This is a genomic window from Streptomyces sp. R21, assembly GCF_041051975.1.
In the GTDB taxonomy this organism is placed as follows: domain Bacteria; phylum Actinomycetota; class Actinomycetes; order Streptomycetales; family Streptomycetaceae; genus Streptomyces.
In genome coordinates, this window is sequence record NZ_CP163435.1 from 4,732,111 (window position 1) to 4,755,165 (window position 23,055).

Below are 23,055 nucleotides of genomic sequence, written 5' to 3' on the forward strand. Positions count from 1 at the left end.
GCCGGGGAGGGAGGTGGGAGCGCGCGAGGGGACGGAGGAGGCACCGTGGCGCCTTGGTTGTCCCTGGTTGTCCACAGGCGGCGCATGCGGTCGTGGGCGGTCTGACACGATGGACGCATGCGCGCGCGATACGGAGTACCCCTGGGAATCATGGCGGCCGGTGCCGCCGGTCTCCTCTACTCTGCGGGTTTCGAGGCCCGTTCCTTCCGGCTGCGACGGGTGACGGTTCCCGTCCTGCCCCCCGGGATGCGCCCCCTGCGTGTCCTTCAGGTCTCCGACATCCACATGGTGGGCGGCCAGTACAAGAAGCAGCGCTGGCTGCGCTCGCTGGCCGGGCTGCGCCCCGACTTCGTCATCAACACCGGGGACAACCTCTCGGACACGGAGGGCGTGCCCGAGGTGCTGGACGCGCTGGGCCCGCTGATGGAGTTCCCGGGGGCGTACGTCTTCGGTTCGAACGACTACTACGGCCCCAGGCCCCGCAACCCCGCCCGGTACCTGTTCGAGAAGGCCCAGGGCCGCCACGGTCTGAACGGCAACGCCCCCGTCGTCAACGCGGTCCACAACCCGTGGGAGGACCTGCGCGACGGCTTCGACGCGGCGGGCTGGCTGAACCTGACGAACTGCCGCGGGACGCTGAAGATCGAGGGCGCGGAGATCGAGCTGACCGGCCTCGACGACCCGCACATCAAGCGCGACCGGTACGCGCGCGTGGCGGGCGGTCCGTCCGAGGGTGCGGACTTCTCGATGGGTGTGGTGCATGCCCCGTACCTGCGCACGCTGGACGCGTTCACGGCGGACGGCTATCCGCTGGTCCTGGCCGGCCACACCCACGGCGGCCAGCTCTGCCTCCCCTTCTACGGCGCCTTCGTCACCAACTGCGATCTCGACACGGACCGCGTGAAGGGCCTGTCCAAGCACACGGCGGAGGGCCGCACGTCGTACCTGCACGTCTCGGCGGGCTGCGGAACCAACCGCTATACGCCGGTACGGTTCGCCTGCCCGCCGGAGGCTTCGCTGCTGACTCTCGTGGGGCGGGAGTAGGCGGCCGACCAGAGCGGGACCCGGTAAGGGCTGAACGGGACCCGGCAAAGGCTGAACAGGTAACCCGAGCGGCCTGCCCATATCGCCCGAATTGTCGGGTCCGCTTAGCGTGAGGGCATGACCACCCCGATACCCAAGGACATACCGGACCTGCCCGCGATTACGGGCATGCCCGCGCTGATGCCGTCCGTCGTCCCCGCGTCGGCGGTGGTGGCCCCCGTGCGCCGCCCGCTGGCAGCCGCCTTCCGTCTGCTGGTCGCGCTGGTCGCGGCGGCGGGCGTGACGATCGACCTGGTCGTCGGCAGCCCGGCCCGGGTCCTGAGCTACTTCACGATCCAGAGCAACATCCTCGTCGCCCTGGTGTTCACGCTGGCGGCGGCACGGGCATGGACGGCCCGCCGCCCGCTGCCCCCGCTGGTGACGGGCGGCACGCTGCTGTTCATCGTGACCACGGGCCTGGTCTACCACCTGATCCTGGCGTCCGAGTCGAGCCCGTTCTCCATGACGGGCGAGGGAGCCACCCTCACGGGCTGGCCGGCACTCGCCAACCAGATCCTCCACACGGTGACCCCGATCGCGGCGCTCCTGGACTGGCTGCTCCTGACCAGCCCACCCCCACTGGCGCTGCGCCACGCGACGGCCTGGCTCCTCTACCCCCTCGCCTACCTGGCCTTCTCCCTGGCGAGAGGAGAACTGCTCCCCTCCGGAACCGCGGCCCGCTACCTCTACCCGTTCCTCGACGTCGACCAGCACGGCTACAAGAGCGTCCTTGGCAACGCCCTCCTCCTCGGCCTCGCCATCTACGCCCTGGCCCTCCTCCTCATCGCCCTCGACCACATCCGCCCCGACCCCATCCGCCGCCGCGCCAAAACCGGATTTCGCCTCCGGCCACCGGTGGGCTAAAGTAAACGACGTCGCCGCGACAAGCAGGACAAGCAGCGACATCGGGGTGTAGCGCAGCTTGGCAGCGCGCTTCGTTCGGGACGAAGAGGTCGTGGGTTCAAATCCCGCCACCCCGACAGCTGTATCACCAGGTCAGGGGCCTGATCCGCTTAGCGGGTCGGGCCCCTGAGTGGTTCCTGGAGATGGCTTGGGAGAAATCTGGGAGAAGATCTTGGTCCGGGTCTCCCAGCGAGCAGCAGCCGCACCCACCTGACCACCACATCCCCACACCCCTCTCATGTGCGCGTTCGTGAACTGGGCGCCATGCGCTCGGGAGTCGTGCTTCTGATTCGTCTCGGCAATCCGGCTGAACACCAGACGACCTCCCTGGACAACCGCCCGCCGCCTCGCGACGGTCTTGACCGGGCGCATCCAACGCCTCAGTTCCAGTCCGGCATCGGCGCATATTGCGCGGATACGCGCCTCCATGCGCCCTCGCATGCACCCTCCTTGCGCCCCGCGCTCCCCTCCTACGGTCATGGAACAGCGAGGGCCGGAATGAAGTCCGACCCCGACGGGAGCAAGGTGCGGCAGATAGCCGCACCGACCTGACGTCGGCCGGATCTGCCCGCCTTGGGGGATGGGGCGGTATGAGTGCCCGACGCAGGATCCATGACAGCTTCGAACAGGCAGTCCAGGCCGCTGTGTCCGCGTTTGGAGCGGAGGTCACGCCGAAGCTGAGAGGCAGCGGGTGGCAGGAGGACCAGCTCCGGGGACCGCTGGAGAACATGATCCGGTCTGTATGCCGTGGCCTCGGTCTGGACGTCACCCTCATCGGCGAGGTACCGCTCGTCGACATGGGAGCCCGCCCTGACTATGCGGTTGAGGTCGGCGGCGCTCTCGTCGGTTACATCGAGCTCAAGAAGCCGGGCACCCAGGCCGACCCGTCCGTCTACACAGGCCGCAACGCCGGGCAGTGGGCGAAACTACGGCTGCTGGCCAACGTACTGCTCTGTGACGGCAACGAGTTTTCTGTCCACCAGCAGGGCCAACAGGTTGGAGAAGTGGCCTACCTGCGCGGCTCGGTCCTCACCTCCGGCGCCCGGCTTGCTCCCGCCGACGGGGCGCTTGCGCGGGTGTTGTACGACTTCCTGACCTGGGAGCCGCAGACGCCCCGCACCACGAGCCAGCTCATCCGAGCAGTCGCAGGACTGTGCCAACTGCTGTCGGAAGAGGTCGGTGAGGCGATCGCGCAGGAAAAGAGCCGACGCCGCCTGCCAGCCTTTACAAAGCTGGCCAAGGACTGGCGCCACTTGCTGTTCCCGGAGGCGACCGACGCCGAATTCATCGAACAGTACGGTCAAGCCGTCGTGTTCGCGCTTCTGCTCGCTCGGGTGGAGGAAATCACCTTCGAGGGCGAGACCATGCACAGTATCGCCGCGAAGCTGGGCAAGAAGCACTCACTTATGGGCCAGGCGCTGGATGTCCTCGCCGGAGACTCGGTCGCGGGACTCTCCACCACCCTCAACACACTGCTCCGTGTCATCGGGGCGGTCAGATGGGACGTGCTGGACGACGGAACAGGCGATGCCTACTTCCTGCTCTACGAACACTTCCTTCAGATTTACGACCCTGAGCTGCGGATACGTACAGGCTCGTACTACACACCACATGGCGTCGTCTCGGCCATGGCCCGGCTGGTCGAGGACGTCCTGAGGCGGGAGGGCTTCCATATTCCTTCCGGCTTCGCCTCCCCTGATGTGGTCCTTGTCGATCCGGCCATGGGCACCGGCACCTTCCTGCTGTCGGCACTGGAGCTCGCTGCCGAGACGATCGCTGAAGAAGAGGGACCAGGCGCGGTGGGCCCCCGCCTGCGAGAGATGGTGGGGCGTCGACTGGTCGGTTTCGAGATGCAGGTCGGCCCGTTCGCCGTCGCAGAACTGCGCATGCACGCCATGCTCAAGAAGTACGGGTCCGCGGCCCCCGCCCAGGGACTCAGGCTGTTGGTGGCCGATGCCCTGGACAGCCCGACAGCTGAGTTCAACTGGATCCCCCACACCTACCGAGCACTCGCAGAATCCCGCCGCCAGGCCAACCAGGTAAAGAGAGACGAGCGTGTCATGGTCGTCATGGGCAACCCGCCCCACGACGCCGTGAAACGAGGTGCGGGCAAGTGGGTGGAGCGAGGGGAACCCGAGGCGGACATCCCTGCCCCGCTGGGGGCCTTCCGGCAACCCGGTAACGGCAGGTACGAGTCGAAGATCGCCAACCTCTACGTCTACTTCTGGCGTTGGGCCACCTGGAAGGTCTTCGACGCACACGACGACGTACCTTTCGGCGTGGTCGCGCTGATCACGCCTAAGGCATGGCTCAAAGGGCGGGCGTTCGACGGAATGCGGCGCTATCTGCGTGAAACGGCCGACGAGGGCTGGATCATCGACCTGTCGCCGGAGGGCCACCGAGCTGATGTCGCGACCCGCATATTCCCCGAGGTCGCGCAGGAGCTGTGCATCGCGATCTTCGTACGATGGCGGAACAGCCCCAGGCCGCGGACAGAGCAGCAGACCGCAAAGGTAAGGCACCTCAAGGTCGCCGGGCGCCGCGACGAGAAGATCGAACGTCTGGCGGCCCTCAGGCTCGACGACTCCGAATGGCGCGGGTGCGCCACAGGCAAGACGGATCCTTTCCTGCCGCCCGGCAGCGACCTGTGGGAGTCGTGCCCGCAGCTGAGAGATCTGATGCCGTGGTCGTCACGTGGCGTCACGCCTGGGCGGATGTGGGTCTATGCACCGGATGAGGAGACGCTTCAGAGGCGATGGCAGCGCTTGCTCGCTGCGGATACCGAGCGACGCGCCGAGATGCTCGGACACTCTGGTGAGCGAACGCCTGCGGACAATGTTCCGCCCTTGCCAGGGGTCGCATCTCACGAACGGATACCACTCGCGGCCGAACACAGGACAAGCCCTCAAACGGTACGCATCGGATTCCGATCATTCGACCGGCAATATGTACTGCCGGACAGCCGATTGATGGAGCGAGGCAGGGCGGACCTTTGGCGAGTCCGCAGCGACCGCCAGATCTACACCATCGAGCAGAACGCCCACCCGGTGGTCAACGGGCCAGCGCTAGTCTTCAGCGCCCTCATTCCCGACATGGACTATTTCAACAACCGCAGCGGTTGCGCCCGTCCTCTCTACCGCAACGCCGCCGGCACGCTGCCCAACGTCACGCCCGGTCTACTCCCCCTGCTCGCCAGGCGGTTCGGAGTACCGGTCGTCGCTGAAGACCTCCTGGCCTACGTTGCCGCACTCGCGTCCCATCCGGAGTACACGGCCCGATTCCAGGGAGACCTCGAAGTCCCTGGCCCGCGCATACCCCTCACCGCTGACCTCTGTCTGTGGGAGCAGGCGGTTGCCATCGGCCAGCGGGTCCTGTGGCTGCACACCTACGGCGAGCGGTATGCCGACGAGACAGCCGGGAGGCCGTACCGCAGGGTATTCCTGCCACGCGACCGCCCCCGATGCGTCGCGGAGATTCCGGACGATACGGAAGCCATGCCGGAGAAGTTGGCGTACGACCCCGTGACACAGGACCTGTGGGTCGGCAGTGGACGGATCAGTCCGGTGCCTCTCGCGGTCCGGGAGTACGAAGTGTCCGGGATGAACGTTCTCGACAAGTGGTTTGGCTACCGCCGAAGGAACCCCGCCGGCAAGCGACGCCTCGAACTGGACCATGAGTTCGCTCGGCGCTGGCTTCCCTCATGGACCACGGAACTGCTGGAGCTGCTGAACGTCCTCGGCCTGCTCGTGCAGGGGGAGCCGGCACAGGCCGACCTCTTCAATGAGGTGTGCGCGGGCCAACTGATCACGGTGGCAGATCTGACCACGGCGGGCGTCCTTCCCGTGCCCACAGAGGCGACCAAGGCGCTGAAGGCGACATCGGACGCGGGCGACGCACTATTCGACCTGTGAGCGAAACAGCAGCCCGTTTCTACTGTCGGGCCCGTCGCTCCGGCAGAACCAGCCTGCGTAAGGAGCCTCAGGAAGCGGGACAACTCACTGCGCCGCACCCTCTGGCTCATCAGCCGCGGACGGGTGGACGTACCTTCCCTCGTTGAACGGAGTGAACCACGCCTTGAACGCCATCGGCGCGACACCAAGAGCCGCTCCGACGGCGCTCTCGTCGATGCCGTCCATGGAGTCGTCATAGAGCCACTCGTGGTCCATGTCCTCGTAGACGTTGTCGGCGAACGAGTCGAGCGCGGCCGAGACACCGTCGTCGAGCAGCCCGAAAGTCTCCAGGCTCACGTTCGTCTCGTTCAACAACAGCTTCAGCGCGAGCTCCTCGGCGACGCAGCTCAGCTGCTGGAAGCTGCCATCCGTGAAGCGGGTGGTCATGGCGATCACCGTCACAAGGAAGCGGCGGGCGAAACGGGCGTCGTACTGGAGGGCGTACCGCTCGGGAAGATCCTCGAAGTGCCACAGGGGACCGTCGCACTCCGCAGCGGTGGTGTCCTCCTCCGTCAGAGTCTGCACGTCTTGGAACAGCTCGTCCACCAGGATGTCCGTCGCGTACACCAAGGCACCGGCAGCGAGTTTGGCGTCCTCCGGCGAGACAGCGAACTCGGTGTCGCCGTCTTCCTCCTCGTCGTCTTCGTCGTCCAGGACGCCGAACATCACGGGCGAGAAGGAACGTAGTTCATCTGCCAGTGCCAGCATCTGACCGCGTACCGCCTCAGCTTTCGCCTCGGCGTCGTAGCCCTCGCTGTCGTCCTCGGCCGTGGGGCGCTCGGTATGCCGAGCCTTACGGTCTGCCACATCATCGGGCGGGGCATCGGGACCGTCGGCGGCGGCGAGACTCTCCTGGGCGAGCTCCGGGTGCAGTTCGACCTCACATCGCTCGATCTGCCAGTCAGCCAACAGCTCGGACCGTTCCAGCAGTTCACTCACGACCGAGCGCACGGCCTCCTCGGCGAACTCCAGAGCCGGAGCATCCACGAAAACTTTCAGAAGCGCTCCACCCGGGTAGACGGCCACGATGCTGTCGAGGAGATCGACTTCCATGCCGTCGGGTCCCTCGATAGCCCCGACCGAGTCGAATCCGTCCTCGATGAGCGCCACGGCGCCAGTGCGCTGAAGTGGATCCATCTCCGGAGTGCCCTCCGGGATGTGGGCGTCCACAGTCACTACGTATGTCACGGGTCTGATCCTGGCAGGGATATGCCGCACGACGGGGAGGAATTCGCTCAATCACGAGTACTACGCATTGAGGCAGGCAGTCGGCCCGACTGATGTCGGCAACGAAGCCGACGTACAGGCCGTACTCCGACTTCGCCTCCCGCGACGATCGAAAACACAGATCACCGCTTACACCGTCCGCTACAAACGAACGGCCCGCGCCTACCGGTGGCGCTATGACGCCGACGCCGAACACGCCCCGCTACCTCGAACGCCACACTCAACACCCGCGCCGCCCCGACGCCTTCGACCGATCCGTATGACTCTCACCCACCGTCACAGGCAACCGGCAAAGAACCTGTGACGCGCTGCGCCAGCCCCTCCGGCTCAGGCGGTCCCAGAAGCTGAGCGTGTCGTCGTTGCCGTCAATGTCGCCATAGTGCGTACACCACACACTAAGTGACGCTATGTTGCACACGCGCAAGCACCATCAGCGACGAAAGGTCCACTGCCATGTCTCGCCTCAACCTCGACCACCTGGCCCTCGCTGCCGCCCGGATCCACGCCGCCGACGAAGTCCGTCGTGACCCGGCCGTTGTCAAGGCAGTCAAGCGGTTCGCGGAGGACAGCGCCCAGGCTCTCCGCTCCGGTGGTGCGCTAGCACGTGAGACTCAGTCCTCCTGGCGTCGCCACAGCCCGCTGGCCAAAGGGACCGGAACCGATGAATGATTTCAGCGCAGAGGCGATGGGTCTCGTGATCCGCGAGCACCGCCAGGCCCAGAAGACCTCTATGACCCAGGAAGAGTTGGCTGAGCGGGCCGATTACGGGAAGGGTGGCGCGGTCTCGATCTCCCGGATCGAGCGTGGGCTCGTAAGCCCCGGGGAGCACCGTCTGGCCGCCATCGCCCTCGCGTTCCAACTGACACCCGAGCAACTCAAGCAGGAGGCGGAGGACCGAACCAGGTCTCTCGCTCGGCAGCGGGGCCAGCGGCCGGTGAAGTTGCGCGACCAAGTCGCAGAGACGAAAAGACGTCACGCCGAGATCAACGAGAAGGCGGCCCAGCGGTCGAAGATCACCCAAGAACACGGGGAAGCCTTCAACCATGTCCATGATGTTGCCCGTGACGAGTTTTTCCTGAGGTTTGTGGAGCTGGCCGAGAGCATCAGCGGGGCGCCCGAGCCAGAGAGGCCGAGTGAGGAGGAGATCGAGCGCACGGGCGAGATCCCTACCGCGATACGTATCGAGGCCATGTCCGTCGGGATCGCCAACGCGATCCGCGGTGCCGCCGCTGGAGGTGCGGCCGGGGTAGCAGCCGGCGGCGCCGCGGCCTACGGTGCGTTCACCGCCGCCGCGTTGTTCGGGACCGCCTCCACTGGAGCAGCTATTTCGACGCTGTCCGGGGTTGCCGCGACCAACGCGACTCTGGCCCTCCTGGGAGGAGGCACGCTGGCTGCAGGCGGTGCGGGCATGGCTGGTGGAACTCTCCTGCTCACAGGCATGGTCGCCGCCCCGGCAGCAGCGCTGGCGGCCGCCGGCTTCTACGTCTTGAGGCAGCGCCGGAACAAGAAGGAGGAGGAGCGTCTCCGAACTGAGGTCGAGGCTGCGGAGGCCGCTCTGGATCAGTCACAGCAAGGCTTCGACGCGATGATCGACGTACTGGATCGTGCCCCGGCCATCATGGAGTACGTCAGCGTCCACGGCACCCACGCCCTTGAGAAATGGAGGGTAAGTCTGCCGCCGGAGCCCCGGGACTGGGAATCGCTCGGGCATGAGGGGCAGGAACGGTACAAGGAGTTCCTGACCGTGGCTGGATGCCTCCTCGCCGTGAGCAGCATCAACGTCAGCGCTCTCCTCACGGCAAAGCCCGACGCTTTGCCCGAGATGGACAAGGCCATCGACGAGACGCTGCGGTACGCGGACAAAACCATCAAGTCGCTCGTCTGAGTCCCGAAGTCATTGCCACGCGCAGACCAGGCGCTACAGCGCGCCGCAAGTCCCTTTCCAGCTGGCGGTGACGGTGGGTGAGGGGCATGCGGCCTGGTCGAACCATTGGGGCTCCTCCGCGTCTTGGCCACCGCCGCCCTCATCCACCTCGCCGACTACACCAGGTGACTTAATCACACGATCCCGACCAGCAGATAACCTGCGACACGCTGCACTAACCCCTGGATAGAAGCCGCTGCCCCGGTCCTGGGGACACCGTCCCTGACCAGGGCTGCTACCTCTGCAGCGGGAATCCGGGTTCCTTCGATGACCGGCTCACCGCCACGCAGCATTCGAGGTAACCGGATGCCGTCCCCCGACCATCAGGCCATCGTCGTGGCGCGAGCGTGCAGCAGCCGATCGAGTACGGCGACCGGTGAGCCCGGATGCAGGCCCCGTCGGGCATCGAGCGCTGCCTCCCACTGCTCAGTCAGGCCGAACTTGAGACGCTCGCGCATGCCGGGGGTCACGTGGGCGTAGCGGGCCGAGACCGAGCCGTCGATGTGGCCCATACGCTCGTCCATCAGCACCTTCTCGGTGCCGAGATCCTCCATGTGCGTGCGGTGGGAGTGGCGCAGGCCGTGCGGGGTGAGCCCTCTGGCAACCGGCAGCCAGCAGGCGTCGGCCCGGCCTTGGGCGTTGCGGCCGCGGACCGGGACACCGGGCCACGGCTCGCCGAGCAGCGGGACCGGGCGGGCCTCCTGAGGTGCCTTCTTCGGGTACCAGCCGGAGGTGGCCGGCGCGAACAGCCAGGTGGCGAAGCCGTTGCGGCGCCAGTGGGCGGCGTTCTCCGTCGGAACGCCTCCTCGGACGAACTTCAGCTCGGCTATGGCACGTTGAACACGGACGCTGGTGTCCTCCCGTACCCGCTCGGGGTGGTTGAGGACATTGGACACGGTGCCGCTGGAGACCTCCGCACGGCGAGCGACGTCCACGAGCTTGGCGCCCGCGTGCCCACCGGTGCGAGCGGTGCCCTGGCCACGGAACACGTACCTCTTGCCGTGGCAGGCGCACGGCGCCGGCTTCGTACGGGCGATGTGGTCGGCGACCAGGGCCGACAGCCAGTCCGTCGCGTCGATGGTGCGGTAGCTGTCGTCCTTGGGCGGGCAGCGGATCAGCTCGCCCGAGTCCAGTTCGTACAGCTGATGCTCCACCCGTACGGCGTCCGGTCGCGCGAACTCTGTTTCCAGGCCGACGATTTCGCCCCACCGCATGCCCGTGTATCCCTTGAGGACCACGGCGACGAACTCGTCGTCGCGCCCAGACAGCAGGGCCGCGCGTTCGGCGATGAGCAGCAGGCCGAGCGGATCGGTGATCACCTTCTCGGGTCCCCGCTCACGGGAACGGCCGGCGCGCTTACCGCGTCCGCGTCGTTTGGTGGCCGGGTTGGCGGCGATTAGGCCCTCGTCCACGGCGTCGGCCAGGATGAGGTGGAGCGTCGAGCGCCAGGTCTTGACGCTGGATGCGGCGTAGACGGACTTCTCCCGCTTCTCCCAGGTGTCCACGTCTGTGCGGAGGATGCCAGCGAGGGCCTTGTCCTGGAACTCGGGGAGCAGGTGCTCCTCGATGTGGCGCCGGTAGTTCTGCATGGTGGATGCGGCCAGGTCCTGGGCGTCGTACCAGCGGCTGGCGTACTCGCCAAAGGTCTCCTGTCCGGCGGCAGGGTCGCGCCAGGTGCCGCGCCGAACCCTGGCCTCTTCCTCGTCTGCGGCCTGCTTCGCCTCGCGCTTCGTGGCGAACTTGACCACCACACCCGTCGGGTCGGCGACGGTGCCGTACTTGCCTTCGCTGACCTTGTACCTGCCGCGCCAGTAACTGCCGCGTTTCTCGGCGAATCCCATGCCTCGTGCTCCCTCCTTCCTGTGGTCTGCTGTGTCGTGCTAGGCCGCAGTGCCGTACTGGGACCTGCGGGGCGGTCGGGCCTGGAGACGTTGCGCGGAGGGCATCGGGGGCTGGGGCAGTCGCCCCGTACGCGATGACGTAGTTGTCGGCGCAGGCTGAGGTGTCCGGGGATGGGTGCGCTGCGCGGACCGCGTGGCCGGCTCTTCGTGGATGCGGATGATCTCGGCGAGGTGTCCGGCGGTGAAGCGGTATGCGCGACCGACCCGCGTGTGCGGTATCAGGCGCCTGCGCGCCCGGTCCTTGACCCACCAGACAGAGCAGCCGAGCGTCTCGGCGATCTCCTCTGGGCGGTAGAGGCGGGGCAAGGCTGCTTTGCCCTCGGTGCGGGGAAGCGGGGGTGTGAGAGCAGGGGGTGTTGCGGTGCGGTGCAAGAGGGGTGGGCTCCTAACTCTGTGGTGGGCGTACTCGGTCAGCGGCGCTGAACGAAACTCGTCACGGGGCCCTCGGCCTCCTGCAGCAGCACGAGGGGCGAGACAAGGAGGGCCTGGGCGAGGGCGACGAGGTCGTCGATGTCGCAGCGGCGTTGGGCGCGTTCGATGCGGGACAGCATCGTGTTGGTCATCGGACGGCCGAGGGCGCTGACGCGGGCGGCGAGCTCGCGCTGAGCGAGGCCGCGTTCGGGGCGGAGGATTTCGATAGTGCGGGCGGTCCGTATTCTGGCCGGTCCGATTTTCAGGGATCATGCTGTCATGGCTCCATTTGTAGCTTCCATTCGCCGGTTTGGTTAACCGGCGATCGTCGGCTATGTTGCGCCCGGCGAACGGCTGGGGCTTACCTCTGGGCTGGGTTCCGAGTGCCCGGTCGGCCATGCCTTCGCCAGCTCGAAGGCATGCTCTGACGTGGGGTGTTGTGCTGTAGCTAGCGCTCGCAGCGGAGTCAACGGGTTCTCGACGTGATGCTTCTGGCTTCATCTAACGGTGCACTATTTCGGCAACGGCCGATTCGGGTTTATGGTTTTGGTGATGCCGCGCAGCATCCGTTCGCCGTCGGCTGTCTGATTTCCCGACGGAATGCTGGACTTGCGCGGCATGGATGTGGCTGTCTTGGCTGTACGACGCCACCACCCCTCCCCCGTGCATCGCCCGACAAGGGCTCACTGCACCTCCACGCCCTGACCTAGGAGCCACCGCCCGATGAGCTACGACGCCCGAGAATGGGTGTGGGACCACAGCCACAGCAAGGGCACCGCCCGCATGGTCCTCGCCCTGATCGCCGACCGGTGCCGCGACCGGCACTGCGTCGCGTACGCGTCCGTGCCCACCCTCATGAAACGCGCCAACGCCTCCCGCACCGCCGTGCGCGACGCCCTGGCGAAACTGATCGCCGACGGTGAACTGGGGCAGTTCCCCGACCGCAAGGGACCACGCGGAGAGACCTACTACTGCCTCCCGATCGCCGCCCTGTTCCTTGCCGAACAGGCCAGGGAGGGGGATCAGAATCCGCCCCTCCCCGGGGATCAGATTTTGACCCCCGGGGGGCCAGAATCCGACCCTGCTAACCCTTTTGAAGAGGGGCCGGATTTCGGCCCCGGGGAACGGAATCCGGCCCTCAGGGGGTACGGATTCCGACCCGAGGGGGGTGCAGATTCCGACCCGAGGGGGGTGCAGATTCCGACCCCCAGAACAGAAGAGAACCGAAGGTGAACGGTAAGAGCAGCAGCTCTGCCCCACTCATCTCCGCCATCGAGTGGCAGATCGACGAGAACGCCCGTGCCTGGCTGCAGCAGCACGGCCACCTCGACCGACTCGGCGAGAACGCCCTGCACACCGCCGACGAGAAGTGGCGCACCTACCGGAGCTCGTGGGCGCCCCGCACCGCCGACGCGTGGGCCGCCGACTGGCGCGCGTGGATCACCCGGGAACACACCCCCGCCCCTGTCCGCCCGAACCTCTACGCCCTGCCCGGCGGTACCCCCGCCCCGACCACCGGCATGACGCGATCCGAGGCGCACATGGCCGCCCTGCTCGCCGCCCTCGACGAGCCGACTGGAACGGAGTAACCCGCCTTTGGACCGACGCGAAGTCGCCGCCGTCCTCGCCTACATCGGGCACCTCGACCCTCGCACCATCCGCACCGGCACTGGCGACGCCCGTGACCAGATCGCCCAGTGGCAGGAACTGCTCGCTGACGTGCCCTTCGCCACCGACCACGGCTGGGACGTCCGCCAGGCGATACGGACCCACATCCTCGACTCCCCGTACCCGATCCTGCCCGTGGACGTCGCCCGCAGATGGCGTGCCCACCGACGCGACCGCCTCGACCGGCACACCGACCCCACCCCGGCCGCCGACCCCGACGATCCGACTGCCTGGCGTGACGAGCTGCTCCGGTCCCGGAACGCGGTCGCCACCGGCATTGCCGCCCCTTCGACACACCACCAGATCACCAGCGGTGGCCAGCCCCGCGACGTCGAGGAGCGGCTGCGCGAGATCGGGTCGTGCATCCCGCCGGCCGTACGCACCGAGCTGGCCCGCTACCGCCCGACCCGCGCCGCGCGCGAGGCAGCCGTAGCCGAGGGTGTCGCCGATACGCTCGGTGTCCGCTGCGACTGGTGCCACGCGCCTGTGGGCTCCCCGTGCCGTCAGCGGAGGGCGAGCCCTGACGGAGCTGCCCGGGGCAATGTCGTACGTGCGACTCCCCACCCGTCGCGCGTCGACCTCGCCGCTGCCCGGATGGACCGACACCGAGTTGCGTGACACAGCTCGGCGTCACTCCTCGCGGCAGCTGCGTGGGGCTACGACCGTCGGTCCCGAACCGGTCGTACAACGGTCCCGATGAGCAATTCGGGGACCGCGTCCCGGGGACCGTGCCGACGATTCCCGGGGACCGGTCCCCTTTGAAACCGCAGCTCAGAGGGCCTTTCATGCCGGTCCCCAGAACGGCCCCAGCAACGGGGACCGTCCCCACAGCAGCCAGTTCGGTCCCCTTGGGGACAGGACCATGCAGTGAAAGGGGGCCGGTCCCCGTGACGGCGTGTCAGGGGGACCGTCCCCGATGAGCCTCGTGTCCCGGTCCCCAAGCGTCTGGGGACCGTGCACCGCAGCGCTTTGGGGACCGGTCCCTCTTGCTCTCCTCGCAACGACAGCCCCGCCCTGACTGCGACTACCGCAACTCCCACGACCGTCGAATCGCCCCGGCCGCTGGCCTCATCTGCCATCGCTCGGCGCCTCATCTCCCTACCGACCACGCCCCCGGAGAGCCACACGTGCACGACCGACACCACGAACACACCAACTGGCAGGAGACACCCATCGCCCCAGACAACCGCACAGCAAGTTGGAGGTTCGGACACTCCCCCGCAGGGGGAGCGCCCGAACCCGACCCCGCCCCGGGGGTGGCGGGGCCCGTCCGGCGCCAGGGGGCGCCGGACGGGAAGGCTGCGACCGAGGGCGGATCGCAGCCAGGAAAGGCCGGCCGCAAGCGCCGGACCAAGATCAAGGGGAAGGCGCGTCCGCGCGACAAGAAGCAGCGACCTGCCCAGAGTGTCCGCCTCAGCGATCAAGAGCACGCCATCATCCAGGCCAGCGCCGATGCCGTCGGCATGAGTCTGGCCGGCTTCCTCGCCCACTCCGCGCTGGCCGCCGCCCGCGACCAGTCCCGCACCGCCGCCACCATCGCCACCGAACGCGATGTACTCACAGAGCTGTTCGCCATGCGCCGACAGCTCGGCTGGGCCGGCAGCAACCTCAACCAGGTGACCAAGGCCCTCAACTCCGACGCCGATGTGCCCCACCTCAAGGAGGTGCTCGCCGACATCCACCGCGCGGCCAACTCTGTGAAGAACGCCGCCGACCGGGTCACCCACCGCCAAGAGCAAGAAGGTGAGGCGGCTTGATCCCCAGCATCCACAAGCAGGGCAGCCGTACCCTCGGCCTGCTCCGCTACCTCTACGGCAAGGGCACGCACGAGGAGCACGTCGACCCGCACCTGGTCGCCTCCTTCGACCACATGGCGCCCGACCCCGGCCGCGACCCCTCGGCCACGATGGAGGACCTCAAGCAGCTCCTCGACCAGCCCCTCCATCTGCTCGACGCAGACCAGCGACCCGAGAAGCACGTGTGGCACTGCTCGGTGCGTGCCGCACCCGACGACCCGATCCTGACCGACGAACAGTGGGCCGACATCGCGCGGCGCATCGTCGCGGCCACCGGCATCGACCCCGACGACGGCGCCGGCTGCCGCTGGGCCGCCGTCCGCCACGCGGACGACCACATCCACATCGTCGCCACCCTCGTACGCGAAGACGGCCGCCGCCCCGACCACCACCGCTCCGGCAAACGCGCCCAGGCCGAAGCCCGCCTCATCGAAGCCGACTACGGCCTCCACCGCGTCACCCCCGGCGACGGCACCGCCGCCAAACGCACCACCAGCGCCGAACTGCACAAGGCCGAACGTCTGGGCAAGGAGCGTGCCTCCCGCGAGGAACTGCGCGAGACCGTCCGCCGCGCGGTGGCCGGCGCCGCCTCCACGGACGAGTTCCTCGGCCGCCTCAAGGACGCCGGGCTTCTCGTCCGCGTCAACGTCATGCCCTCCGGTGACCTGAAGGGCTACAAGGTCGCCTTGCCCGACGACCGCAACGAGGCCAAGGAGCCGGTCTACTACGCCGGATCCACCCTCGCCCCCGACCTGTCGCTGCCCCGCATCCAGCAACGCTTCACCACCGACTCCGCCCCCGCGGAGACCGCCGACAGCGAGCGGCCGGAACGCCCCACCGCGCCCTCGGCACCCGCTGCGGCTCGGCGCACCACCGCCCACGCGGCCTGGGCAGCACTGCTCATCCTCGACCACAGCGACGACGACGGCGCGGCTGCCGCCCAGATCGCCGCCACCGGCGAGGTCCTCGACGCCCTCGCCAAGACCTCCGCCCTCCACACCCGCAACGAACTGCGCCAAGCGGCCTGGGAGTTCGAGCGGGCCTCCCGCTCCCACACCCGAGCCGAGTTCCGCCACGCACAGGACCTGCGTCGCGCGGCCCGCGACCTTGTCTACAGCGGACCCGCGTTCGGCCGGGGCGAGGACGGGGCCGGCACCGCCATGGTCCTGGACACGCTGATCTTCCTCGCCATCGCCGCCTCCCACTGGCACGCCCAGCGTCACCACGCCCAGCAAGCCGAGGCCGCCCACCGGACCGCCGAACACCTGCGGGCCGCCTACCAACAAGCAGCCACCGAACCCCTCACCGTGCTGCGCGAACGTGGCCGCCGTATCGCCCCGTCCCTGCGCCACCACCACACCGCCACCGTGCGCGCCGCCCTGCCCGACCTCGCCGAGACCATCCTGGCCGAGCCCGGCTGGGACGCCCTGGCCGCCACCCTCGCCGACGCCACACAGGCAGGCCACAACCCGCAGGTTCTGCTCGCCGAGGCCGCCGCCCGCAGGGAACTGGGCACCGCCGATTCCATCAGCGACGTCCTGGTCTGGCGCCTGCGTCACATGGCCGACCTACCCGCCTACGCGCCGACGGCCCCGGAACCCACCCAGGCCAGCCGCCTCACGCCCGGCCAGGCCGTGACTCCGCCCATCGCAGCGCCTTCGGCATCACGCGCACCGCGCCGCTGATCCCGGCACGGGTCCGTAACCGACCACGCCGCTGACGACACCGGCTGCGCGTTGCACGACGGGCCCGACCGGTTCTCCCGGTCGGGCCCGTCGTCATGCACGTACACCAGCGTCGACCGCTCAGGCACGCATATGCCTTGCAACACCTCCCGAGTCCCAGCCTCGCTCTCGGCGGCAGCGACATCCATCACTCGGCGCGTGACCGACGTCACATCGAAATCTCGGCAGCATCGCGAGCCTACTCTCGCCGCCTTGTCTGCTCGCGCTCAAATGCTGTGTGCCCATCTGACGGCCTCTCTGATGCCCAGAGGCCAAAAACGACCCCTGGATGCCGAGAGGTCCCCGGTTAGTACGCGCATAAGTACTGCCGATATTGCGCGACGGGCCAAGCAGCGCCCAAGTCACCGCACGGGGTAGCCAGTTAGGGAGCTAAGCTCATGGCGCTGCTCATCTCCCTCCGCGATGTCCCGGCCGACAGCCGGGTCGGTCGGAGCTCCCCAACATGGGGTGCCCTGGGAAGAGAGGGGCAGCAATGAGGGATCGATCGTTCAGGAAGGCCGGGAAGCGCTGGCCTGGCCCGGACCGCTGGCAGGTAATCCTGTCCGCACTCAGCCTTCTCGTGGCGGTCGTTGCTCTCGTGGAGCAAGTAACGCGGTGAGTCCGGCCGTGAACTAGACGGCCGGACTCGACCGCCGCTCCGCGGGCAATGGTCCGGTCTGGGTACGACCAGGCCGGACCGTGTCCGGGAGCCGTCTTCGCGAGATGCGCCGCTCGGATCACAGATTCAAGTTGAACTACAAGTTGGCCTACAACTTGTGGCACACCCAAGCTACACGGGGTTAGGTGCAGCGCACGTCACCGCTGGTAGTTCGCGGCATTCCGTGAAACGGGTACCAAGGCGACAGCGTCACAGTGGGCGGGCGTTCAGCGGCCGAAGTGACGCAGGCTCTCTTCGAGGGTGGAGTGGAACCGGTCGACCGGACCGGAGTTGCGGGTGTATCAGGCGGCGTCCAGGCCGGGTTTTTTCGTCTCGTGGCCGCCCCGGCAGCGCAGCCACACCGAGTCGTCGCGCAGGCAGAGGCCGATCCAGTCCCGGTACCCACCGCAGCCCGGACACGTACGAACTTCGCCATCGACGACGAGCGGCTGCTGCCAGCGCATCATGAACCCCGCCGCCTGGCGCGATGGCATCCGCAACTCCGGTGGCAGGAATGCGGGCGCTACCCCATCCGGCACCGGCGGAGCCGGGTGGTCGGCGTGGGAGCATCTTGCCACGGCTGCGTGGCCCGCAGCTTCTGGAGCAACTCGTTGCCCGCACGCTGGGCTTCACGAATGCGCGGTCCTCGCCGACACCTCGGAACAAGAACAAGACCTTCTCTCTCCCTTGCTATTGATGGGCGCGAGGAACGCGCCTCAGGTGTCCGGCCCGCTGCCGCTCGGGGAGAACGGCGGCAAGCCGCTCCACAGAGGCTCCGCGGAAGAAGTCGTCAGCCACGGCGGACGACGGTGACCCGGCCCTCGACGCCTTCGGGCACCGTGCGGCGGGATACCGGAACCGGTGAGGCGAGCGATGTGGCGAACGCCGCGACGAGATCATGAGGAAAACTGGCGCTGAAGCTGGCGCACCACAGGTACGCGGCGCCAGGGAGGGGTTCCGCCCACGCTTGCCAGCCCAGCAGGTCAGGGCGAGGATCGGCGTCCTGGATGAGCGGCGGCAGCATCTCCAGGGACACGCTGGCGGAGAACCCGGGATCCATGGCGGTGGTCCAAGGCCGGTCCACGTCGCGCACCCAGCCTTGGGCGCTGAGCCCGTCGACGACCCTCTCCGGCCCGTCCAGGCCGACGTCGGGCGTCTCACGAGCATCGATCGCCAGGAGGAGGTCGGCGAGCACCTCGTAGGGGACGCCGGTGGTGAAGTACGCGTTCCACTCCGTCATCACGGACGTGGCATGCGGGCGGACACTCAGTTGCCAGGCAACGGGCAGTCCGCCCAGCTCGAACGGGTGGGCCGCGAGGATCCACTCGGCGCCACGCAACCCGTCCGGGCTCACGTACAGCAGGGTGTGGCGGGCCGTGGGCCACATGCGCCAGCCGAGGCCGGCCAGGGTGTCGCCGATCCGCTCGGCGAGAGCGCCGTCGTCACCGGCGAGGTGGCGCGGGGTGACCCAGTACACCGGGTCCGTCGGGGAGGGGAGGGAAGGGTCGGTGGGGTGCTGCGGGTGCAGGGGCGCCTCCATGAGCTCAGGGCAGATCTTCCAGCGGAGCGTTGTACGTTGACATGCCGTGGCGCGGAAAGACAGTCATTGCGGGATGTCTCCTGTCTGCCGTCGGCGAACCGATGCGGTGGCCCCCTGGCGACAGGGCAGGCGACAGGAGCAGAGCACTGGGGCGCCATCGGTGGCGCGGGCGCAAAACCCCGTGCGCGGTGCGCACAAGGTGCCGATAGTTGAGGCATGGACGCGATTGACTCCGCATGCGCCGTTGTCGAGGAACACCACCCTGACGCCCGGGCGGCGTTCCTGGGAGGCAGCGTCGTGACGGGCCGTCGCACGGCGATGTCCGACCTCGACATCGTGGTGCTGCTCAATGGAGCCCCAGCCCCGTACCGGGCGAGCATCCGGCACGGCGACTGGCCGGTGGAGCTGTTCGTGCACACCGAGACGACCTGGCACGCGTATGTCGAGCGGGAAGTACGCAAGCGCCGGTCACCGCTGCTCTGGATGTGCGCCGACGGGCTGCTGCTCTTCGACACCGATGGAGTCGGTGCGCGTGTCGCCGCCGAAGCCCGGAAGCTGACCGGCGCGGGACCACCCAGTGTGTCAGCCGAGGAAATCGACGACCGTCGCTACGCGATCACGGACCTCCTCGATGACCTTTCGGGAAGCATCGACCAGGGCGAGCGGCTGTTCATCGCCACTGAACTGGCTCGGAGAACGGGCGAGTTGGCACTGGCCATCGGCGGGTCCTGGAACGGAGGCGGGAAGTGGCTGGCGCGCCGTCTCGATACCACGGCACCAGGGCTCAGCACGCGCCTGCACCAGGCGGTCCGTGAGGTACTGGAGGGCCAGGTCGAGCCCCTCATCAGTGTGGTGGACGAGGTACTCGGGCAAGCCGGCGGCCGGTTGTGGGTTGGCTACAGGCGCGGGGGCAGAATGCCATGAGCAGGCTCGGCAACCGGAGCCGATCAGCAAGCATGACCGCGACCGGGCTGGAGATGCCTGGAGTAGGCGGCAGCTCCGGTGCACAGGCTCACATCGCCCTCCGTACAGTCGGATCTGGCTGTGGCTGACGGCTACCGCCCGTGCCCCGGCGACGGGCACCTCCCGCCGCACCACTGCTACGGTCGCCTCCATGGCGCTCTCCGTCTCCATGGGTCAGGCTGTTGATCTACGGGTGCAGCAGGTTGACGAGGTTCTTGATCGTGTCGAGCGGTCTCTGCAGGTGCGCTTGCTCCCGGACACCGTGGTGCGCAAACGCCGATCTGTGGGAGCCAGGACGGTCCGCGACACCTGGGTGCGGATCGAGCGGCGCTCGCTCGAAAAGATCCCCGATCAGGGATGGAACGGCACCGAAAGTGCCGCGCGTCTGGAGGGTATCGCCCAGCCTGAGTGGCGCGGATGTGTGGTCTGGCGGGACACAGACGAGCCAGTGATGTGGCGGGCCGACGAAACCGGACTCCTGCCGGGGGCTCCCGTCGGAAGCGCCATCTTGAGTGAGGCCCCGGAGATGACGGACGCCTGGTGGGAGGCGTTGAACGCCTCGTTGGATGCTCTGGCGGCACAGGACACCGGGCGGATCGCCACACCGGACACCGTCACCATCACCCAGGCCCTCGTCACCGGGTCCATCCGCGGTGTCTTCTCGGGTGACTTCGATACGACCGTGGAGCGGTGGGTGCCTGCCCACGCGGACCTGAACTGGGCGAACATGACGGCTCCGACGTTCAGCCTCTTCGACTGGGAGGACTGGGGTAACGCGCCGCTGGGGCTGGATTCGTCCTCCCTGTGGGCGAGTTCCCTTGCGGTCCCGGCTCTGGCCGATCGCGTAAGGCGCGAGCGCCGGTCGGACTTCGAGAGCCGGGACGGCAAGTTGATGACATTGTTCGCCTGTTCGAAGATCCTCGGGCCGTACGCGCACCCGGAGGACCCTCGGCTGGAACCCGCCCGGCACATGGCTGAGCGGGTCATCGAGCAGCTTCAAGCGGGCTGAGCGCGCGAGCGGTCTCGGAGGAGACTCCGATATTCCTGGACGGTCCGCTCGTCGACCCCGCCCGCCAGGGTTCCGACGAGTTCGCCGAGATGGGCGGGCTCATCGGTGCCCACGGCGACGGTGCCTACCCGCGGGAGGTGATAGGTGACTCTGAACGCCGCCTGTACACAGGAGAGTTGGCTGCCGTCCCGGAGGAAGACGCGTGGGTCGATCCTGTCCCACACAGGAGTGCTGGTACTGCCCCCGAAAGGGCTCATCCCCCACACCTTGGCGCCCTCCAGACCCCACGCCTTGGTGAGGGCATCCGCGGCATCCAGCGTTCTGGCTCCGACCAGCAAACCGGCGCGGACCATGAGGACCGCCGGCTTCGGTACGGTCATGTCGATGAGGCTCAGCAGCGGTAACGGGTCCCAGGACGCGACTCCCCAGGCGGCGCAGAGTCCCTTCGCTACGGCAGCGTCGAGAGTGGCGCACGCCTGTACCAGCGCGTCCTGGTTGTGAGGGGCGGCTTCAAGGAGCGAATGCTCCGGGTTGTGCAGGAACACCAGGTCCGGCTCCCGCCCAAGGTCCTCGGCGGCCTGTTCCACGGCCGCGCGCAGACGTGCGGGGTCCAGGGAATGCTCCGCCCCGTCCGGCCCCGGGAAATAGCCGACCTTGGTGGAGACCGTGAACTTCGGCAGCAGGTCACCAGCTGTCCGCGCCAGGACCTCATGCGAACGGAAGCCGAGATAGTTGCTGCTGGTGTCGAGTGCGGTGACACCGAGGTCCAACGCCCCGGTCAGGAGACGGCGTTCGTGACGAGACCGGTGTAGCCCAAGGACAACTCGGGGGTCAGCACCGCGCACAACTCCTCCTCCACCAGGATCTCTGCGACCTCGGTCACTTCGGCTCCGACGACGGCCACGGCTCGCTCCAACGCGACCGGCTGGCCGCTGAGCAGCAGACGCAGTGCGGGCAGGGCCTTGGCCGTGAGGGTGAGCTTCTTCCCGGAGGCCACGACGTGGACGGTCTCCACACTTTCCTCGATGCGGGGCGGGAAGTGGGTGGTGCACACCACGGCGGCGAGCGGCCCGAATATGTCGAGGAAGGGCACGTGCCGAGGCAGCGTCGTCTTTTGCTCGTACGCGGCGAGGAAGTCGGCCGGGGAGCGTTCACCGACGAGCTGGGCCGCAGCCGCGCTCAGGGCCTCGCCGCCGTTTCCGTGCCAGCGGTCGAGGTCGTGGCGGAAGATCTCGTGCTCGCGGCACCAGTCGGCCAGCCATGCGAGCCAGCTTGCTCCCGTGCGCTTGGTGATGCCGAAGGTGACGTGCAGGCTCTTGCCAGAACCGCTGCCGGACCGTGTCGCCTGGTGCCAGTGGCCCCGAGGGATGTGCATGACGTCACCGGTCCGCATGGTGCCGGACCAGATGATCTCGTCGCTCGGGGTGTTGTTGGGGTCGGCGTCCCGGTACATGGGGACTGCGCGGGAGGTCGCGCGGACCTCCCACTCCTTCTCGCCGGCGAGTTGGACGATGACGACATCGTGGTCGTCCCAGTGCAGGGGGAAGCCGGAGGCGTCGTTCGTCGTCAGGTACGCGTTGACCTGAACTCGCTCGTGGGACCACCACTGCAGGGCCCGGCAGGCGACCTCCATCGTCGGATCGAAGACGTTGGCCTGGTCCATGATCACCGTCGCGCCTTGTCCCAGGAGGCTGCCCAGGCTGCGCATGTTGGCCATGGGGATGCTCTGGCCCCGAGGGCTGACGCTGTCGGTGTAGTAGATGGCCGGATGGACCTCCTCGCCCTTCTGGAAGCACCGGAACTGCGGGCGGTTCAGGCTCCTGCGCATCGCGATGTCGAGCAGACGGTTCGGGGTCATGATGCGGGAGACGAGTGCGGGGTCGTCCATGCTCCCGCGTACGAAGTCCTTGCCCAGCTCCTCCGCCCCGTTCCATCCGAGCGCAGTCTCGATGGCGCTGATCAACCGATGTTCCATCGTTACGTCCTCCATGGGGTCGACCACGTGATTCGGACGCGGTGGGGACCGACACGGCCGAGCGCGCCGGCCCCCACCGCTTGGTGCCTACTCGCTGTCGTGCAGGTTGCCGTCGCCACCCGGCCACGGAGCGTCGCCGGAACTTCCCTGGTTGTCCGACCGGAGGCTGTCGTACCGGTCGTGGACGGCGGTCAGCTCTTGCACCGCCACCAGGAGGCCGCTTCGGGCCGGAGGCGGTGTCGTGGGCTCTGCCACCTCGTACTCCTTCCTCTTCGGTTCTCCCGCCAGGGCTCCGGCGGGAGGTCGGTGGCCGCCCCACAGCA

19 protein-coding genes, 1 tRNA gene and 1 pseudogene are annotated in these 23,055 nt (G+C 67.9%); 11 read left to right on the forward strand and 10 right to left on the reverse strand.

Annotated elements, in window-relative coordinates:
• Positions 1 to 117 precede the first annotated feature (117 nt).
• The 4 genes from AB5J56_RS21015 (at position 118) to AB5J56_RS21030 (ending at position 5,897) form a co-directional block, all read left to right on the forward strand.
• A complete protein-coding gene (locus AB5J56_RS21015) occupies positions 118 to 1,044 on the forward strand; it encodes a metallophosphoesterase (RefSeq protein WP_369234283.1) in 927 nt (308 codons plus the stop codon).
• A 117-nt stretch (positions 1,045 to 1,161) separates the two neighbouring features.
• Positions 1,162 to 1,947 carry a Pr6Pr family membrane protein gene (locus AB5J56_RS21020; protein WP_369234284.1) on the forward strand — a complete coding sequence of 262 codons (786 nt, stop codon included), beginning with the start codon at positions 1,162 to 1,164 and terminating at the stop codon, positions 1,945 to 1,947.
• Positions 1,948 to 1,989: 42 nt separating this feature from the next.
• Positions 1,990 to 2,063 (forward strand) — tRNA-Pro (locus tag AB5J56_RS21025).
• Positions 2,064 to 2,576: 513 nt separating this feature from the next.
• Complete coding sequence (locus tag AB5J56_RS21030) at positions 2,577 to 5,897, forward strand: type ISP restriction/modification enzyme (protein ID WP_369234285.1); 3,321 nt, start codon at positions 2,577 to 2,579, stop codon at positions 5,895 to 5,897.
• Between the two features lie 84 nt (positions 5,898 to 5,981).
• On the opposite strand, the gene AB5J56_RS21035 is transcribed toward AB5J56_RS21030, so the two are convergent.
• Positions 5,982 to 7,175 (reverse strand): hypothetical protein, encoded by a 1,194-nt coding sequence (locus AB5J56_RS21035; RefSeq protein ID WP_266798320.1) that lies wholly within the window; start codon positions 7,173 to 7,175, stop codon positions 5,982 to 5,984.
• 649 nt (positions 7,176 to 7,824) lie between these two features.
• Between AB5J56_RS21035 and AB5J56_RS21040 the strand changes: the two genes are divergently transcribed.
• Entirely contained in the window at positions 7,825 to 9,048 is a 1,224-nt protein-coding gene (locus tag AB5J56_RS21040; protein WP_266798318.1) for a helix-turn-helix domain-containing protein, read from the forward strand.
• Between the two features lie 173 nt (positions 9,049 to 9,221).
• On the opposite strand, the gene AB5J56_RS21045 is transcribed toward AB5J56_RS21040, so the two are convergent.
• The 4 genes from AB5J56_RS21045 to AB5J56_RS21060 form a co-directional block, all read right to left on the reverse strand.
• Complete coding sequence (locus AB5J56_RS21045; protein WP_245607741.1) at positions 9,222 to 9,380, reverse strand: DUF433 domain-containing protein; 159 nt, start codon at positions 9,378 to 9,380, stop codon at positions 9,222 to 9,224.
• Between the two features lie 30 nt (positions 9,381 to 9,410).
• On the reverse strand, positions 9,411 to 10,928 hold the full coding sequence (locus AB5J56_RS21050) for a LacI family DNA-binding transcriptional regulator (RefSeq protein ID WP_369234287.1): 1,518 nt from the start codon (positions 10,926 to 10,928) through the stop codon (positions 9,411 to 9,413).
• Between the two features lie 39 nt (positions 10,929 to 10,967).
• Complete coding sequence (locus tag AB5J56_RS21055) at positions 10,968 to 11,294, reverse strand: helix-turn-helix domain-containing protein (RefSeq protein WP_369242681.1); 327 nt, start codon at positions 11,292 to 11,294, stop codon at positions 10,968 to 10,970.
• 104 nt (positions 11,295 to 11,398) lie between these two features.
• Positions 11,399 to 11,665, reverse strand: coding sequence for a helix-turn-helix domain-containing protein (locus tag AB5J56_RS21060; RefSeq protein ID WP_369242683.1), 267 nt, complete (start codon positions 11,663 to 11,665; stop codon positions 11,399 to 11,401).
• A gap of 457 nt (positions 11,666 to 12,122) precedes the next feature.
• Here AB5J56_RS21060 and AB5J56_RS21065 point away from each other — a divergent pair.
• From AB5J56_RS21065 to AB5J56_RS21080, 4 genes and pseudogenes are all read left to right on the forward strand, one after another.
• A pseudogene (locus AB5J56_RS21065) lies at positions 12,123 to 12,988 on the forward strand (helix-turn-helix domain-containing protein).
• A gap of 7 nt (positions 12,989 to 12,995) precedes the next feature.
• The gene (locus tag AB5J56_RS21070) at positions 12,996 to 13,685 is read left to right on the forward strand and encodes a hypothetical protein (RefSeq protein WP_369234289.1); all 690 of its coding nucleotides are present in this window, start codon (positions 12,996 to 12,998) and stop codon (positions 13,683 to 13,685) included.
• A gap of 509 nt (positions 13,686 to 14,194) precedes the next feature.
• On the forward strand, positions 14,195 to 14,824 hold the full coding sequence (locus AB5J56_RS21075; protein ID WP_369234290.1) for a mobilization protein: 630 nt from the start codon (positions 14,195 to 14,197) through the stop codon (positions 14,822 to 14,824).
• Positions 14,821 to 16,548 carry a relaxase/mobilization nuclease domain-containing protein gene (locus AB5J56_RS21080; protein ID WP_369234291.1) on the forward strand — a complete coding sequence of 576 codons (1,728 nt, stop codon included), beginning with the start codon at positions 14,821 to 14,823 and terminating at the stop codon, positions 16,546 to 16,548. The genes AB5J56_RS21075 and AB5J56_RS21080 overlap by 4 nt, the downstream gene beginning before the upstream one ends.
• A 999-nt stretch (positions 16,549 to 17,547) precedes the next feature.
• Here AB5J56_RS21080 and AB5J56_RS21085 read toward each other — a convergent pair.
• Together AB5J56_RS21085 and AB5J56_RS21090 are read right to left on the reverse strand one after the other, a co-directional pair.
• Entirely contained in the window at positions 17,548 to 17,739 is a 192-nt protein-coding gene (locus tag AB5J56_RS21085) for a hypothetical protein (RefSeq protein WP_369234292.1), read from the reverse strand.
• A 296-nt stretch (positions 17,740 to 18,035) separates the two neighbouring features.
• On the reverse strand, positions 18,036 to 18,785 hold the full coding sequence (locus tag AB5J56_RS21090) for a DUF317 domain-containing protein (RefSeq protein ID WP_369234293.1): 750 nt from the start codon (positions 18,783 to 18,785) through the stop codon (positions 18,036 to 18,038).
• 216 nt (positions 18,786 to 19,001) lie between these two features.
• Between AB5J56_RS21090 and AB5J56_RS21095 the strand changes: the two genes are divergently transcribed.
• Together AB5J56_RS21095 and AB5J56_RS21100 are read left to right on the forward strand one after the other, a co-directional pair.
• Positions 19,002 to 19,709: a nucleotidyltransferase domain-containing protein gene (locus tag AB5J56_RS21095; protein WP_369234294.1), complete on the forward strand. Its 708-nt coding sequence runs from the start codon at positions 19,002 to 19,004 to the stop codon at positions 19,707 to 19,709.
• A gap of 190 nt (positions 19,710 to 19,899) precedes the next feature.
• Positions 19,900 to 20,757 carry a hypothetical protein gene (locus AB5J56_RS21100; RefSeq protein ID WP_369234295.1) on the forward strand — a complete coding sequence of 286 codons (858 nt, stop codon included), beginning with the start codon at positions 19,900 to 19,902 and terminating at the stop codon, positions 20,755 to 20,757.
• On the opposite strand, the gene AB5J56_RS21105 is transcribed toward AB5J56_RS21100, so the two are convergent.
• From AB5J56_RS21105 to AB5J56_RS21115, 3 genes are all read right to left on the reverse strand, one after another.
• The gene (locus AB5J56_RS21105; RefSeq protein WP_369234296.1) at positions 20,745 to 21,602 is read right to left on the reverse strand and encodes an aldo/keto reductase; all 858 of its coding nucleotides are present in this window, start codon (positions 21,600 to 21,602) and stop codon (positions 20,745 to 20,747) included. The two genes, AB5J56_RS21100 and AB5J56_RS21105, sit on opposite strands and share 13 nt — an antisense overlap.
• Positions 21,536 to 22,732, reverse strand: a complete 1,197-nt coding sequence (locus tag AB5J56_RS21110; RefSeq protein ID WP_369234297.1) for a cupin domain-containing protein — start codon at positions 22,730 to 22,732, stop codon at positions 21,536 to 21,538. The genes AB5J56_RS21105 and AB5J56_RS21110 overlap by 67 nt, the downstream gene beginning before the upstream one ends.
• Positions 22,733 to 22,819: 87 nt before the next feature.
• Complete coding sequence (locus AB5J56_RS21115; RefSeq protein WP_167307964.1) at positions 22,820 to 22,987, reverse strand: hypothetical protein; 168 nt, start codon at positions 22,985 to 22,987, stop codon at positions 22,820 to 22,822.
• Between the last annotated feature and the right edge of the window lie 68 nt (positions 22,988 to 23,055).

Excerpts from the sequence above, each read along its gene's own strand:
- AB5J56_RS21015 (WP_369234283.1), top strand. The coding sequence starts at position 118 with ATGCGCGCGCGATACGGAGTACCCCTGGGAATCATGGCGGCCGGTGCC.
- AB5J56_RS21020 (WP_369234284.1), top strand. The coding sequence starts at position 1,162 with ATGACCACCCCGATACCCAAGGACATACCGGACCTGCCCGCGATTACG.
- AB5J56_RS21030 (WP_369234285.1), top strand. The coding sequence starts at position 2,577 with ATGAGTGCCCGACGCAGGATCCATGACAGCTTCGAACAGGCAGTCCAG.
- AB5J56_RS21040 (WP_266798318.1), top strand. The coding sequence starts at position 7,825 with ATGAATGATTTCAGCGCAGAGGCGATGGGTCTCGTGATCCGCGAGCAC.
- AB5J56_RS21045 (WP_245607741.1), bottom strand. The coding sequence starts at position 9,380 with ATGCTGCGTGGCGGTGAGCCGGTCATCGAAGGAACCCGGATTCCCGCT.
- AB5J56_RS21050 (WP_369234287.1), bottom strand. The coding sequence starts at position 10,928 with ATGGGATTCGCCGAGAAACGCGGCAGTTACTGGCGCGGCAGGTACAAG.
- AB5J56_RS21085 (WP_369234292.1), bottom strand. The coding sequence starts at position 17,739 with ATGCCATCGCGCCAGGCGGCGGGGTTCATGATGCGCTGGCAGCAGCCG.
- AB5J56_RS21090 (WP_369234293.1), bottom strand. The coding sequence starts at position 18,785 with ATGGAGGCGCCCCTGCACCCGCAGCACCCCACCGACCCTTCCCTCCCC.
- AB5J56_RS21095 (WP_369234294.1), top strand. The coding sequence starts at position 19,002 with ATGGACGCGATTGACTCCGCATGCGCCGTTGTCGAGGAACACCACCCT.
- AB5J56_RS21100 (WP_369234295.1), top strand. The coding sequence starts at position 19,900 with ATGGCGCTCTCCGTCTCCATGGGTCAGGCTGTTGATCTACGGGTGCAG.
- AB5J56_RS21110 (WP_369234297.1), bottom strand. The coding sequence starts at position 22,732 with ATGGAACATCGGTTGATCAGCGCCATCGAGACTGCGCTCGGATGGAAC.